Raw genomic sequence first — 15,575 nt, 5'->3', positions numbered from 1 at the left:
CATCACATCATTATTGCTGAGGGACATTTCCGAATGTCCCCCAACCATCTGAGTATCCATCGAATGGGCGGCTCAGTTCGTCGAGTTCGACCTGAGCCCACCTGACGTTCTGATAGGTGGGCACAATCGATTTCGTGCAATACACGCTCCAGGTTCCTGATTCATCGTCGTAAAAGACCCTTGAGTTGTAACCATTCGCATCCGCAACTTCGCGGATGGCATTGGCAGCGAATTCATCGGGCACGGCAATAGCAAAATCGATCTCCATCGGTTTTGTCATGTCGTTGCCCGATTCGGCGAGTTTTCGCAACACATTGCCGTCGGCATTGCTCGGATAGTGCGTATTCATCCACCACTCCCTCCACTCACATGATCACATCAGACCTTATCACATCATCAACAACGACCGATCTCTCCGGTTCTGCCGGGTGTCCGGGTGTTAGACGATCAAGTTTGCTAAACCCGGCGTGATCTGCTTGCAACGACTGGGATGGGCTGGCAAAATAGGACGTTAGGGAGTTGGTCCGTAGCTCGCGGTCCAACTCTCATCCATTTCTCGATCACCAATCCTATTCAAAACCGATTTGCATTTTGGTTGTCGGTTCGCAATAACGGTGAATTCACAGATCCAAGTCGTTCCTGGTTGTGGTCAATAAGGGCAACTCATGAATTTTCTCGACGGGCAAACAGTTGGTATCGATTTAGGAACGACCTACTCGGCCATTTCCCAATTGAATGAAGAGGGCGTACCGGTCCTCATCGAAAACGCGGATGAACGCACGATTACGCCGTCGGTTGTGCTGCTTGCCGATGGTGGGCAAGTGATGGTGGGACCGTCTGCGGAACGGATTTCCATCGAAGACCCCAATCACATCGTCGAAGCCGTCAAACGGCAAATGGGTAACAGCGATTACTTCGTTGTCTATCAAAACAAGAAACTCACGCCGGAATTTATTTCGGCTTTGATTTTGAAGAAGCTCAAGAAAGACGCCGAAGCGAAAATCGGCCCGATCGCAAATGCGGTCATTACGGTACCGTACTACTTTAATGATGTCCGTCGAAAAGCTACGCAAGACGCCGGTCGAATCGCCGGGTTGAACGTGTTAGACATCATCAACGAACCCACCGCCGCGACTTTGGCTTATGCTTGGAACAAGGGTGAACTTGGCCGCCCGGATGTTCTTTCCGGTGAACGAACGATTTTGGTTTACGACCTCGGTGGTGGTACCTTCGACGTGACGGTGGTTCGTTACTCGGCCTCCAAGTTTCAAGTCCTGGCGACGGACGGGGACGTGATGCTCGGTGGTTTGGACTGGACGCAACGTCTGGTCGACCACGTCGCTGAACAGTTCAAACGGAAGTTCGGCGAAGACCCGCGTGACGATCTCGAAGCGTTGAAATCCTTCCAACAGGAATGTGAAGACGCCAAGCTGCAACTCACGAAGAAAGCGCAAGTGCCGATCAGTGTGTACTGCAAAGGCAAGACACTGACCGTGAGTCTGACTCGTGGCGACTTCGAACGGATGACCGCCGACTTGCTGCAACGAACCAAAGACACGACCGAGTTGGTGCTCGAGCAGTCGGGCGTTAAAGGTCCGGACTTGGATGAAGTCGTGATGGTCGGTGGCTCGACGTACATGCCGGTCGTCGAATCGATGTTGAGGCAACTTACCGGTTGCGAACCATCCCGTGCATTGGAACCGGAAAAAGGCGTGGCCCAGGGAGCTGCCATCCACGCCGCAATTCTGGAAGCCCGCGAACGCGGCGAAAACAGCTCGCTAGGGCAAGCGGTTCTCAAGCGACTGCAAGCCGTGCAAACTGCCGATGTCAACAGTCACTCGCTCGGTGTGAAGGTTTCCGATCCGGAAGAACGGTCGCGGAAGATCAATCACATCATGATCCCTCGCAATACGACCATTCCATTCAGCGTCAGCCAGCGGTTCGTCACCAACTCCGACAATCAAAAGCGGATTCACGTCGAGATTCTCGAAGGCGAAGCCCGTGACCCAGCCGGTTGTTCGTTGATCGGGGACTTCCGCATCCTCGATTTGCCGCCAAACTTGCCGAAGGGGTCACCGGTGGAAGTCACCTACAGTTACGATTCAAACGGCCGTATCCAAGCCACCGCGAAGGAACTCACCAGCAACAAAGCCTCGCAAACCGAAATCGTCCGCGATTCCGGCCTGTCCGAAGCCAACGTCGGCAACTTCGAACAACTGGCGAAGGATTATCACGTGGAGTAGTCAGTTGTCGGTTGTTCGTGGTCAGTTGTTGTTGGCCTTTGTGGGTCTGTTTAGAAAAGTCGGGGTCTTATGTGGCTCGGACGCAATTTGAAGAACTTGAGGTCTATCAGTTAGCGGAGAAACTTGCGGACCTGGTTTGGCGGATTGTCTCCGTGTGGGACCAGTTTCCGCAGAACACGCTTGGCAAACAACTTGGACGTACTTCCGACAGTATTGGGGCGAATATAGCCGAGGGTTGCGGTCGCGGTTCTTTCAAGGATAATCAACGCTTCGTCAAAATCGCGAGAGGCTCACTCTACGAAACCAAGCACTGGCTCCGCCGTGCGTTTCGACGAAGATTATTGAATACGGCAGAAACTGACGAACTGAAAAAACTCTTGGACGAGTTGAGTCCGCGCCTCAATGCCTATCTCAATTCGATCGGTCGAGTGAATCCAACGGACAACTGACTACTAACAACTGACAAGCACCTATGGACGTTTACAAGGATTGGCTCGGGATTCCCGAGGGGGAACGGCCGCCGGATTACTACACGCTGCTGCGGCTGAAGCAGTTTGAGGATGATCCGGAGAAAGTCCAGAAGCATTACAAGAAGCTCAATGCGGTGGTGCGGAAGTATGCCACCGGGCAGTACATGCAGAAGTCGCAAGACTTGCTGAATGAACTCGCCAAGGCGATGCTCTGCCTGACCGATGCCGAACGCAAACGCGACTACGACGAAAGTCTCGGCCGGGAGTTCGAGGAAAGCGACACCGGCGGTCGCAAGCCGATGTTACGCGTGCTGGTCGAACGCAAAGTTCTCTCGCGTGACCAAGCCCGTGAAGCGGAAGAGTTCGCTCAAGGTCGTGGGTTGTCTCACCGTGACGCCGTCGTACAGATGAAAGCGACCGACGCCGAAACCGCGACTCGGGCTTACGCCCAGGAACTCGGCCGACCGTTCATCGATCTCGCCGAAACCACACCCGATGACGATGTGCTCGACCGTGTGCCTCGAAATTTCGTCAAACGCAATGCGGTTTTGCCGTTGTTCGTGGACGACGACGTCGTGATGGTCGCGTGTGCCTACGAACCCACACCCGATTTGGAGGAGGAAATCCAACTTCGGTACGGCATGCCGATGCGGGCCGTCATGGCGACTCCGTTGGCCGTCAATCAAGGCATCGCAAAATACTATCAACCGGGCATGCGAGACGAAGCCGTTGCCGCAGCGGCTCCGGCGGGTAATCCGAGCGGCGGCAAAGTCGTCAAGCAGAAGAAGGACACGGCGAACAAATCCTGGTCGCAGCTCACTCCAGATGAACAACGCGAACGCAAGAGCCTCGGCATTATCATGATGTGCTGGGCATTCATCGGTTCCGCGATGTTCGACACGTTCGTGTTACCGGAATCGTTGAAGTTTATCCCGGTTGTGCCGTTTCTCACGGCATTGATCGTGCCGCCGATTGTCGTTTGGTACGTGTTGAAGGTCTACTGGAAGTAGCGTCGGATTAAAGTGAGATCCGGTATGACCGGATCATTCGGATTGTTCTCGCGAGAGATCATGCGAACGCTTCGCGTTACCTCCGGGTCGGTCCCTGACAAAACGTATGGTTAATTCGGATAATGTCACGTTGACATATCGGAACATTAACAAACGTGCACAGGGCCGAACGATGTCTGACGCTCGTCACCACATCAACGAGGCGAAACGGGTCGAATCGCTCCGACACGCCATGATTCTGGACACCCCCGCCGAGGCAGAGTTCGATCGTCTTGTCGAGTTGGCCGCCGATATTTGCGAAACGCCGATGGCTTTTGTGTGTTTCGTCGACGACGAGCGGTGTTGGTACAAGAGTCGTCTGGGTTTCGACGAGCAAGAATTTCCTCGTTCGATTGCCCTATGTGGCCAAACGATTCTGGCGGGTCAGCCTCTTGTGGTTCCAGATACACTCGCTGACGAACGCTTCGTCGACAACCCGATGTGTACGGCCCCTGATGGTGTCCGAGCGTATTTGGGTGTCCCAGTTTGCTGCCCGGATGGCCAGCGGATCGGTACCATTGGTGTCGCCAGTGCTTCGCCGCGTCCGTTCAGTCCGCTGCAACAGAAAACATTGGTTACCTTAGGCAAGCAGATCGAGCAACTCGTGAGGTTGCGGACGACGGTCACACGCCTCCGATTGAACAACGAACAACTCGTCCTACGGATGGCGGCGCTCAATGCGTCGACCGACGGAATCGTGACCGTCAGCCAAGATGGTCAGTTGGTGGAAGTCAATCAAGCTTTCGCCGAAATGCACGGATATGAACATCGTGGGGATTTGGTCAATCAGCCCTGGTCGACCGTGTGTGATCTCAACTTGGCCGAGCTAGGTCTGCATCTCGATATTCGTGAACCATCATTTTATCTCAGCCGTCAAAGTGAGCTTTCTTCACGACGTCGGGATGGGTCGCGTTTCGATTCCTGGGTCACATGGACTTATGCCGAGAACAACCATTGGATCGGGGTGTTTCGGGATGTTTCGGAATGGCGACAACACGAGGCCGTGTTGCGAGCGAGTGAAGCTCACTTGCGAATGATCACCGATGCCGTCCCGGCGTTTATCAGCTACGTCGACACCGAGCATCGATTCCAATTCGTGAACGCCAAGTACGAGGAGTTTTTCGAAAAACCACGTGCGGAGCTGATTGGTCAGCACGTCCGCAACATTATCGGCGACGAAACATATCGCCAGGCGGTACCACACTTCGAAGCGGCTCTTCAAGGGCAGCCCGTCCGTTGTGAAATTCGTCACAGCGACTTCGAGGGCCGACGACTGGGCAGCGAAATGACCCTCGTCCCGCATCATTCCAATACCGGCCAGATATTAGGCATGCATGTCGTAGTCATCGACCAAACCGAGATGCTGCGGCAACGCGATGAACTCAGTCGGCAAGAAAAAGAAACGCAACGCATTCTCGATAGTTTGCGGGCATTCATCGTCTTCAAAGACACCAAGAATCGGATTCTACGAATCAATCAGTACGCGGCCGACGCCGTCGGTCTGCCCGTCGAAGACATCGAAGGTCGTCATACCGCTGACGTCTATCCTGCCGATGCCGACCACTACTACGAAGACGATTTGAAAGTCGTGCAAACGGGGAAAGCACAATTCGGAATCATTGAGTCGGTCCAGAATGGTGACGGCAGCACCTCTTGGATTCGCACCGACAAAATTCCGCTGTTCGACGATGCGGGGAACGTCGAGCGGATCCTCGTGGTGGCGGTCGACGTAACGGAGTTACTCGAAACACAGTCAGAATTGGTCGCAGCCCGGGAAGCCGCCGAAGACGCGAACTACGCTAAGAGTCAATTCTTGGCGAACATGAGTCATGAAATCCGCACGCCAATGAGTGCCATCCTCGGCTTTGCCGACGTGTTGGCACAATCTCTGACCGAACCTCGGCAAATCGAAGCCGCGAACACCATTCGGCGAAACGGGGATCATCTGCTGAATTTGATCAATGATATTCTTGATCTCTCAAAGATCGAGGCCGGTCGGATGACGATCCATTCGCAGAAGTTCTCGCCGCAGATGTTGGTCAACGATGTCGTGAAATCGTTGTTCTGGCGGATAGAGAGTTCGAAAGTTCAACTGCGTGTGGCGACCGAGGGGCTGATTCCGGAATGGATTGAATCCGACCTCACCCGGTTACGGCAGGTGCTCATCAACCTCGTCGGCAATGCGTTGAAGTTTACAAGTGAAGGTTCGATCGAAGTGCGACTACGGACGCTGCCGCAGACATCGAACGAACAACGGTTGCTGGAATTCGCGGTCGTCGATACGGGGATCGGAATCGCGGAGGAACACCTCGAATGGCTGTTCCAGCCGTTCACGCAGGTCGATGATTCGTCGACGCGTCAACACGGGGGCACCGGGCTTGGTCTCGCGATTTGCAAACGCTTGGTGAACATGCTCGGTGGTGAGATTTCCTTGGAAAGCCAACTGGGCAAAGGCAGTACGTTCCGCTTCGTCATTCCGTATGTCGAACCGGACACGTTTGAAACCACCATGTTGCACATTGAAGACGCGAGATCGGAGTCGGAAGATCCCACCGCAGACTCTCCCCATCTTCCGCGTGTTCTGCTGGCGGAAGACGGGCCGGACAACCAACGGCTCTTCAAATTCCTTCTGGAAAAGGCCGGTATGGCGGTGACGATCGCGAACAACGGCAGCGAAGCGATCGAGGCCATTCAATCTGGCTGGGATCAATTTGATTTGGTGCTGATGGACCTCGAAATGCCGGTGCTCGACGGCTACAGCGCGACCCGTGAGTTGCGAGCCATGGGCTACAAGAAACCGGTGATTGCATTGACCGCACACGCGATGCCGGAAGTCGCGGAACGGTGTCACGCGATCGGTTTCAGCGATTATGCCACCAAGCCCATCCGACGCCCTGCCCTGATGGAATTGGTCGCGAAGTGGCATCGATCTGAACTTCCTGTTGCCCACTAACGCCCGTTCGTCTGACAAGCGATAGCGGCCCGATCGGTCCGTACGCGAATCAACTGATCGGGTGTTGCGGTCCGAGAAATGCCGGGTAGAATCAAATGTTCCATTGGCCCATTTCGCCCGGCCGATACGATCGCGGGTACTTCACAGGATCGCTCTCCCATGCCGCAAGACCAACTCCATTGCCCCGCCTGTGATGTTGCCATTCGTTTTCGGAATGGGTTGCCCGACCGCGATTGGATTCGCTGCCCGCGTTGCCAGGAAGAAATCGATCTTGCCGAGCTTCGTTATGGCTCCTCCCATGCAGCAGCCGAGTATGGAGCCGACGATTTAGAACTCCTCGATGAGGACGAACACGACCCGTTCGATGACGTCTTCGACGACGCACAACCACGCCAGCGTCACACACGGCGACCGTCATCGCAGTCGCGAAGTGGCACACGTTCGCGGAGCGGTTCTCGCTCTCGCAAACCGGCACCGTCTTCTTCCAATGGTCTCTGGATTGGTATTGCCGCCGGTGGTATCGCGTTGGTCGCGTTGGCTGTCGTCTTGGTGATGCTGTTGAACAAAGACGACCCCGCAGTTCCGCCCGCGATGGCTCGTAACAATCAACAGCAAAACGCACCAGTTGTGCCGGCAAATCCGAACCCGAATTGGCCGGGGCTCAATCCGCAACCGCGTCTCGTGCCCGAGCCACAACCGCCGATCAATCAAGAGATCGCGTTCGCTCCGGCGGATCCTGCGGCAGAAGGTCCTGTCGTCAACGAAGCACCGCTAGAGAATCTTCCACCAATCGCGAACAATCCGCCGGCGGAAATCCCACCACCGGTTCAAAATCAACCGCCGGTTCAAAATCAACCGCCAATGCCACCTGACGTTATTCCGGCTCCTCCGGGCGGTCAGAATGTCGCCGTGATCGCCGCTCCGCGGGATCTGCGTTACGACTGGAAACCCGGCAACGAGTATGCATTTCAATTGAAAATGGAAGCCGACTTTTCCGACTACATTGAGGAAGTCAGCGGACAATGTACCTACACCGTCTCCGACAAACCGGCCGGTGCCTTGGCGAACGGCGAACCCGAGGAAGGCAGCGGGACCGGCTTCGTTATCAGTCCTGATGGTTATCTGGCGACCTGTGCTCACGTCATCGAAGATGCCAGTACGATCGAAGTCGATTTGGGCGGCAAGACCTACGCAGCCACGCCGGTGGCGATCGATCACGACAAAGACCTAGCCATCATTCGCATCACCGCCAACGATTTGCCCGTTTTACCGCTCGGCGATTCGCAAGGTGTGCAACTGGCCCAAGACGTCCGCGTGATTGGGTACCCCCTGACCGACGTACTTGGTCAAAGCGTGAAAGTTACGAAGGGGACCATCGCTGGGTTTGTCGAAGGTCGAAAGGGAAAAACCTTCCAAGTCGACGCCAGCATCAACTTTGGCAATTCCGGTGGGCCGTTAGTCAACAATCGTGGGGAAGTCGTCGGAGTCGCCAGTGCGAAACTGACCGGAAACAAAGTTTCCAACGTCGGTTTCGCGGTCCCTTCGCAGGATTTGCAATCTTTGGCTCGAAAGCACAACGTCGGCTTGGGGGGTGCGAAATCGAAAATCGATCTAGACGGCCCGAACTTGGCAAAACGTGTTACCCCCGCCATTGGGCTGGTGCGAGTCACCGTCGGACCAGGACAAGGAAAGCAACAGTTCGTCCTGAAATACAATGGCCATTTCTCGCGAATGAAGCGACCAAAACGCGGGTTCTTCCGCGGTCCGAATTTCCCGGACCACACAAGCGACCGCGGTCAAATCATTGTCGATGAGTTGGGTCACATCATTGATGGCGGGGATTCGGAATCAATTCCGTTCTTGATCGAACCGCTTGCACATTTGGCGATAGAACCGTTGCCACGTCATCAAGATACCAGTTGGAACGCCGATCAAATCATCACAATTCAACGCGTTCAACGCCAAGACAACGGCATCGGCCCACGATTCACGCCGCGAATTCGTCCCCGGTTCGGTCCTGATCCGTTTGCCGGTCGAGAGAAAGTCACGATTTACCCGGCAGAGGAGAACCGCAGTTTTCGGATTGCCTCGGTGACGGATCAGGCGTACGTCATCAACCGCATTTACGAAATTAAAACCACGAAGAATGCCGAGAAACCGTTCTTCCACCTCAAAGGTAGCGGGACTATTTCGATTGACCGAGCGGACATGCTGCCCCGGAAAATCGAGCACAACCTCGTGCTGGAAGTAAACGACGAAAACAAATCGGTCCGAGCACCGTTGACCGTCACCTTCACCCGGTTGACCAGGCAGGAGCTTGCCGACCAAAAGAAACGAGCCGAGGAACTCGCTGCAAAAGCCAAAGAAGACGCCGCCCGTCGAAAGGTCGAAGAAAACTCCCCGGAAAAACTGGCCGAGCACCTGAAAACCATCGAAGAATTGACGCCGCAGGGTGAGTTCTCCAAACGGTTTGTTGCGCTAAGTGCATTGGGGCGAATGAACCCTGAGGATCACGCAGAGATGCGGTCCGATGTGGCAGAAATCCTGAAGCCGTTGATGGATGACAAGAACGGTTCCATTCAACGCACTGCCCGCGACACGTTCCTAGTTTGGGCCGACGACGGAGACTTAAAGACCGTCCTGGAAATGATGAATGATTCGAATATTCTCACGCGACAAAAAGCGATCGCCGCAGCCGGTCGAATTGGTGACGCAAAAACCGCCGAAACGATTGCTGCCCGGTTGGCGGAGAATTCCGATCGCGGGGCTGCCAAGAAGGCGTTGATCGCGATGGGGGAATCCGCCCTGCCCGCCGTTACGAAGATGACCGAACATGCCGACAAATTCGTCCGGACCGAAGCGTATCGGATTCTCGGCGACATCGGCGGAGACGCTGCCAAGAAACTGCTCACCGAGCGAGCGGAGAACGACCCCGACAGTTACGGCCGATTGAACGCCAACATCGCTTTAAAGAAGCTCAACGGAACGAAATGACCCTGCAGGTTCGATGAATTTTGCAGTTCGTTGTCACGATCACATCGAAGGCAAAATCCGCAACTTACTGTCCAAGTGTTGCGTTTCGTCAGGTGTCGGGTAAAACTGATCCGTTCCACCGAAGACTGACTCGAGTCATCAATTCTGCTAAGGAACGTTCCCATGCCGGAGGTTGAGATCCACTGTCCAGCATGTGGCGTGAAAATCCGGTTTCGTCAAGGTCTACCCGCTGGAGATTGGATTCATTGCCCGTGTTGTCGAACGGAATTCGATCTGCCGGAACATCGAAGTGGTTCGTCTCCTGTTGCGGAAGAATCTGCTAAACCCAAGCCGGAACCAACACTGCCATCGCAACAACAGACTTTGGCAGGATCACACTCGCGGGAATCCGCATCGCCCTCATCGACGGGAGTTTGGATCGGGTTTGGTGGCGCTGTCGTTGCGATCATTTCCCTGGCGATTGCGTTGTTTGTTGTGATGCAACGCAATGACGGAACAGTTCCGTCCCAGGATCGGGTTGCCGAGAACGATCAGAAGGAGCAGACACCTCCTCCCGAACCGGATTCACAACCGAGTCAGCCATCGCTGAATTTGCAACCGAGTCAGCCACCACTGGATTCGCAACGACTTCCAGAGACTCGCCCGAAAGACAACGGCTTCAGCCCGGTGCCTCAAAGAACAGAGTCGATCGATCCGCTATCTCCGTCTGATCCCGTGTTCGCAGAACCCTCGCCGGCTGTCAACTTATCCCCCGAGCGGATGCCGGCAGTCGCCGAGAAACAACGGCCGTCTGAGCACGCATCATCGGTTCCGCCGGATCCCCAAGTGGATGTCGAGTTACCCGCGATTGCCGAGAAGCCGACACCAAGTACCGAACAAACTGCTGTCGCGGACGTGTTGCCAGCCGATCTGCATTACGAATGGAAACCGGGTACCGAGTATGCTTTTCAGTTGAGCGCGGAAGCCGAATTCAAAGATCACAAGGAGGTTGTCATCGGGCAATATAAGTACCATGTCTCCGACGATCTCACTGGCTTACCACCGATTCACGAACCGGAAGTCAGCAGCGGGACCGGATTTGTCATCAGTTCCGATGGCTATATTGCGACCTGCGCTCACCTAGTCGAAAACAACTCCTCGATTGAGGTTGATCTTGCAGGAAGGACGTATCCGGCCACGGTCCTTACGCTCAACCATGAGAAAGATTTGGCCATCCTTCGTATCGCCGCGAAGGGGTTACCGGTCGTGCCACTCGGCGATTCCAGTCGTGTGCAGTTGGCTCAAGACATCCACATGATCGGCTTTCCCCTGACCAATGTCCTTGGTCAAAGCGTGAAAGTCACCAAGGGATCAATTGCGGGTGTTATCGAAGAACCCAGCCGAAAGACCTTTCAGGTTGGTCCCAGCATTCCCCAAGGAAGTTCGGGCGGTCCCTTGGTCAATGATCGTGGCGAAGTCATCGGCGTAGCCAATTCACAACTCGATAACAAGCGAGTCGCGAATGCGAGCTTCGCGGTGCCTGTGCAAGACCTGCGTACGATGGCGCAAATCTACAATATTCGTTTGGATGGATCAAAATCGGAAGTCGAGTTAGACGGTCCGAAACTGGCGAAAATGGTGACTCCCGCCGTCGGATTGGTGAGGGTCACAGTCGGACCCATACCAGGGAACGATCCGCTCGTGCTCAATTACAATGGACTGCTGACGTATCGACAACACACTCAACGAGGTTATTCGCGGTCGACGAGCATTTCCAATTACCCCGGTAATAGCGGTCGGATGGCAGTCGACGAACTGGGAAATTATTATCCGGTCGGTGAATCCGATTCCATTCCGTTTCTCAAGAAACTTTTGGCCCGGTTGCCGATTGCCCCATTGCCAAGTCAGCCACAAGCAACTCGGAATCATCATCGGATCGTCATGATCCAACGCGATGAAGTGGAAGACTTCAGCTTCGGCTCAATTTTTCCCGCCACCACTCGTTCAGCATTCGTTCCACGCACTTCGGTCGTACGACAAAAGACGATCAACCTACAGGCGGAGGAAAACATCAGTTGCCGGGTGATGTCCGTCACTGGAGAAGCGGTGGTCATCAATCGTGAATACGAACTCAAAACATTGAAAAACGCCACCAAAATGTCTTTTGAGCTAAGCGGTCGCGGAACGATCACTTTCGATCGCAACGATATGTTGCCCCGCAAGATCGAACATCGGCTTGTACTTCAGGTGACCGACGAGTTTAAGACAGTCCGAACGCCATTGACGATAACGCTCGTAAGGCCGACTCCCGAGGAATTAGCCGAACAACAACGAAAGCTTGAGGAACAAAAGAAACGGACGGCGGAAATAACCGCTCAACTCAAGGCAGATATGGCACGTCGCCGGGCGGAGGAAAATTCGCCGGAGAAGCTGCTCGAACATCTGAAGACAATCGAGTCCGCAAAGAAGGATAATGAACTGCTGAAAATTTCAACCACGTTATCTGCAATTGCGCGAATGGACCCCACGGATCATACCGAGAATCAATCGGATGTTTTGAAAATGCTAAAGTCGTTGACCAACGACAAGAATAGTTCGGTCAGCCGTATCGCTCGCGAAAATTACCTAAGATGGGCCGATGATCAAGAAACCGATACTGTGCTGACGTATCTAGATGACCCCAGTATCTCCATCCGATCAATGGCTTTCGCAGCGGCTGCGAGGATCGGCGGAAAAAAGGTCATTGAAGAAGTCGCGTCACAGTTTGGTCGTGGCGATCGATACCACGCGAAAAAAGCGTTGATCGAAATCGGCAGAGACGCTGTCCCCGCGTTAGCCAAGTGGACCGAAGACTCGAATCGGGATATCCGGCTCGATGCGTATCGGGCATTGGGCGAACTCGGTGGCGACGATGCTATCATGCTCTTGGAACAACGAGTCAAAGATGACCCAGACATCCTCGGCCAATCAACTGCGAAAAGCGCCCTACAACGGTTACGTCGATAGACAAACGCAAGATTGAACCCAACGTGAAACGTATTATTGATAATTACATCGCGCGCCATCAAAACCGCTGGAATCAATTGTTGCACTGGATTGGTGTGCCGTTGACGTTTGTTGTCTCGGTGGTGTTCCTGATTCGTGAACAGTGGATTTTCGCTGCGGGTGCGTTCATCGGCGGCTATGTTCTGCAGTTTTTAGGGCATGCAATCGAGGGAAATGACGCGGGCGAACTCATTTTGATCAAAAAAATGCTGGGAATTCCCTACACTGAGTTCGGCCCTTCGGCAAAACAGTCAAACTTTCCGGATTGACCCGCCGATACTGATTCTGCCGCTTATGCCAATTTTGCGCGGAGTCAGAGGGTCTATCTATGAACAACTCGCCGATGACGCTTCGAGTCTCGGGCTGTGTCGTTTCTTGTGTGTTGGCTATCCTTGCTGGCTGCGCTAGCAATCCACCGAAGCTGCATTACATCGGTGATGCGGATTTGAACTACTACAAGGAAGCCGCCACGCAAGTGGAATATCCGCTCGTGTTTTCGGACACGGTCGGCGACGCGATGGCGACCGATCAGCCACGAACGATCGAAGATCGTCGCAAAGACGAACTTTGGGATCTTACGCTTGAAGAAGCGTTGCATTTGGCACTCGAAAACAATGCGGTCATTCGCACTGCGAGTGAATTCCGTACCGGTGGTGGGGTGTTGAACAACCCAACCAACGCACCGAGTATCTACGATCCCGCGATTCAAGAGTCTGGGGTGTTGTTCGGTGGACGCGGTGTCGAATCGGCCTTGTCTGCATTCGATCCGACGTTGAACGTCTCGATGAACTGGGGACGTGACGAACAAATCCTCAATAACCTGTTCTTCAGCGGAACGAGTTTGGGACCAACCACGGCATTGGGGAACCCCTCGACCGGGATTACCAATGCGGCTACGGGGACAAGCGGATTGATCAGCGGGGGTTCCAACGCTGCTGTCGCTGGTCCCGCCAGTGAACTTGTCGCCGAAACCGGAAATTTTCAGGCTCGTTTGCAGAAGCAATTTGCCTATGGTGGGCAATTGGCGTTGGTTCACTCTTGGTTGTATCAGGGAACCAACACAGAGAACGTGTTGTTTCCGTCGGCGTACACGGGGCTGGCTCAACTTGAGTATCGGCAACCGTTGTTGGCCGGTGCCGGTACGGAGTTCACACGAATTGCCGGCCCGATCGCCCAGAGTTTCGGCGGTTTGACGGGTGTGAACCAAGGGGTTGTGATTACGCGAATCAATGCCGACATCACGATTGCCCAATTCGAGGCCTCGGTCCGCAATTTGGCTCGGGACGTCGAGCGTTTGTACTGGCAGTTGTACTTGCAATATCGTCTGTACGACATCGCCGTCGTTGCCCGCAACAGTGCTTTGCGAACATGGCGGGAAGTGTCGTTAATCATCGAAGCCGGTGGTGCCCGCGACTTGGGACGGGAAGACGAACTCCAGGCGAAAGCTCAGTACTTCGAAACTCGGGCCGCTGTCAAAACAGCCTTATCGAACATCTATACCACCGAAACCCAACTACGACGGATTATGGGCCAACCTGTGAACGATGGCCGCATCATTCGCCCGGTTGACGAGCCGCCGCTCGCCAAATTCGTTCCAGACTGGCACGTCAGTTTGGCCCAAGCATTGACAAACCGCGTGGAACTGCGAAGCCAGAAGTTCAACATCAAGAGTCTCGAACTTCAGTTGCAAGCAGCCAAAAGCTTGACACGCCCAAGGTTGGACTTCGTCAGCAACTATCATATCAACGGTTTCGGCGACAATCTGTTCGGAGAGGACGACAACGACGGCCGAACCTCTCAGGGGTTGGCCAGTGGATACGAAACAATCACGCAGGGCGACCAGACTGGTTGGGGGCTCGGCTTGGAAATGACGTGGCAAATCGGATTGCGGTCGGCTAATGCTCAGGTGCGGAATCTCGAACTCCGCTTGGCAAAAGCGCGAGAAGCGTTAGCCACGCAGGAACTGGATATTAGTCATGAAGTCGCAGCGACCTTCCAAGACTTGGCTGCCAACTACGGCACGGCTGAGGAACAATTCAACCGCCGAACTGCCGCCGCCGAACGGGTGGAAGTCTTCCGCACGAAACAAGCGTTGGGATCGGTCACGTTGGACTTGGTGTTGCGAGCACAACGCGAACGAGCCGCCGCCGACCAAGCGTACTATTCGAGTCTCGTCGAGTATGCTCAGTCCATCGCTGACTACCACTTCTTCACCGGCAGTATGTTAGAAGCGAACAACATCCACATCGGCGAAGGCGGTTGGCGACCCGAGGCGTACCATCAAGCCTTGCGACGAGCCTGGGCACGCAGTTACGCGTTCGAACATGACATGACCGATGCCCGTCCGGGTGTGTTCGCGAGCGAGATCGAAGTGGAATCAGTGCCTTATGATCCCGCTCAGCTAAATCAGCCCAGCGATGTCATTCTCGATATTCCGAATGTCATCGAAGAGGACAAGGCGGCCGAGATGCCATTGGTGCCCACACCCGAACCGGCTGCTGATCCGACAACCGACAAAACCGAAGCTCCTTTGCAACCCATTCCACCGGCTCCGAAAGCGGAGTACGACGGAATGACGACCGAAAGCAAGTTTCTCTCGCGTCGGTATCGAAATGTTCGCCAGACCGGTTTCACAATGCCTCGCACACAGGACACGGAACCAAAACGCACGACGGAGTCGGAAACCGAACCGGAGTCGTTGGATCTGTTTCCCGGGCGTGACTTTCTCGAATAGATGATCAGAAGTCAAATCTGTTGACGCACCGTCGACGATCATCCATTGTGTGATGATCGTCGACGTTTTTGTTAGTCGAATACCAATCATCTAAAGACGAGCTTCGCA

The 15,575-nt window shown here is 54.5% G+C and carries 9 protein-coding genes; 8 read left to right on the top strand and 1 reads right to left on the bottom strand.

Annotated features, from left to right (window positions below):
• Nucleotides 1-10 precede the first annotated feature (10 nt).
• The gene (locus tag AC5DDB_RS09090) at nucleotides 11-349 is read right to left on the bottom strand and encodes a ribonuclease E inhibitor RraB (protein WP_491739396.1); all 339 of its coding nucleotides are present in this window, start codon (nucleotides 347-349) and stop codon (nucleotides 11-13) included.
• A gap of 316 nt (nucleotides 350-665) precedes the next feature.
• Between AC5DDB_RS09090 and AC5DDB_RS09085 the strand changes: the two genes are divergently transcribed.
• From AC5DDB_RS09085 to AC5DDB_RS09050, 8 genes are all read left to right on the top strand, one after another.
• On the top strand, nucleotides 666-2,243 hold the full coding sequence (locus AC5DDB_RS09085) for an Hsp70 family protein (RefSeq protein ID WP_491739395.1): 1,578 nt from the start codon (nucleotides 666-668) through the stop codon (nucleotides 2,241-2,243).
• A 71-nt stretch (nucleotides 2,244-2,314) separates the two neighbouring features.
• Nucleotides 2,315-2,692 carry a four helix bundle protein gene (locus tag AC5DDB_RS09080; RefSeq protein ID WP_491739394.1) on the top strand — a complete coding sequence of 126 codons (378 nt, stop codon included), beginning with the start codon at nucleotides 2,315-2,317 and terminating at the stop codon, nucleotides 2,690-2,692.
• A 23-nt stretch (nucleotides 2,693-2,715) separates the two neighbouring features.
• Nucleotides 2,716-3,723, top strand: coding sequence for a GspE/PulE/PilB domain-containing protein (locus tag AC5DDB_RS09075; protein ID WP_491739393.1), 1,008 nt, complete (start codon nucleotides 2,716-2,718; stop codon nucleotides 3,721-3,723).
• A gap of 172 nt (nucleotides 3,724-3,895) precedes the next feature.
• Nucleotides 3,896-6,715, top strand: coding sequence for a PAS domain-containing protein (locus AC5DDB_RS09070; protein ID WP_491739392.1), 2,820 nt, complete (start codon nucleotides 3,896-3,898; stop codon nucleotides 6,713-6,715).
• Between the two features lie 159 nt (nucleotides 6,716-6,874).
• Complete coding sequence (locus tag AC5DDB_RS09065; protein ID WP_491739391.1) at nucleotides 6,875-9,709, top strand: trypsin-like peptidase domain-containing protein; 2,835 nt, start codon at nucleotides 6,875-6,877, stop codon at nucleotides 9,707-9,709.
• A gap of 162 nt (nucleotides 9,710-9,871) precedes the next feature.
• Nucleotides 9,872-12,694, top strand: a complete 2,823-nt coding sequence (locus AC5DDB_RS09060; protein ID WP_491739390.1) for a trypsin-like peptidase domain-containing protein — start codon at nucleotides 9,872-9,874, stop codon at nucleotides 12,692-12,694.
• Between the two features lie 23 nt (nucleotides 12,695-12,717).
• Nucleotides 12,718-13,002 carry a DUF962 domain-containing protein gene (locus AC5DDB_RS09055; protein WP_491739389.1) on the top strand — a complete coding sequence of 95 codons (285 nt, stop codon included), beginning with the start codon at nucleotides 12,718-12,720 and terminating at the stop codon, nucleotides 13,000-13,002.
• Between the two features lie 59 nt (nucleotides 13,003-13,061).
• Nucleotides 13,062-15,467 (top strand): TolC family protein, encoded by a 2,406-nt coding sequence (locus tag AC5DDB_RS09050; RefSeq protein WP_491739388.1) that lies wholly within the window; start codon nucleotides 13,062-13,064, stop codon nucleotides 15,465-15,467.
• Nucleotides 15,468-15,575 lie beyond the last annotated feature (108 nt).

The sequence above is a fragment of the Thalassoroseus sp. genome (assembly GCF_984380535.1).
This window is presented reverse-complemented; position numbering and strand designations above follow the sequence as displayed.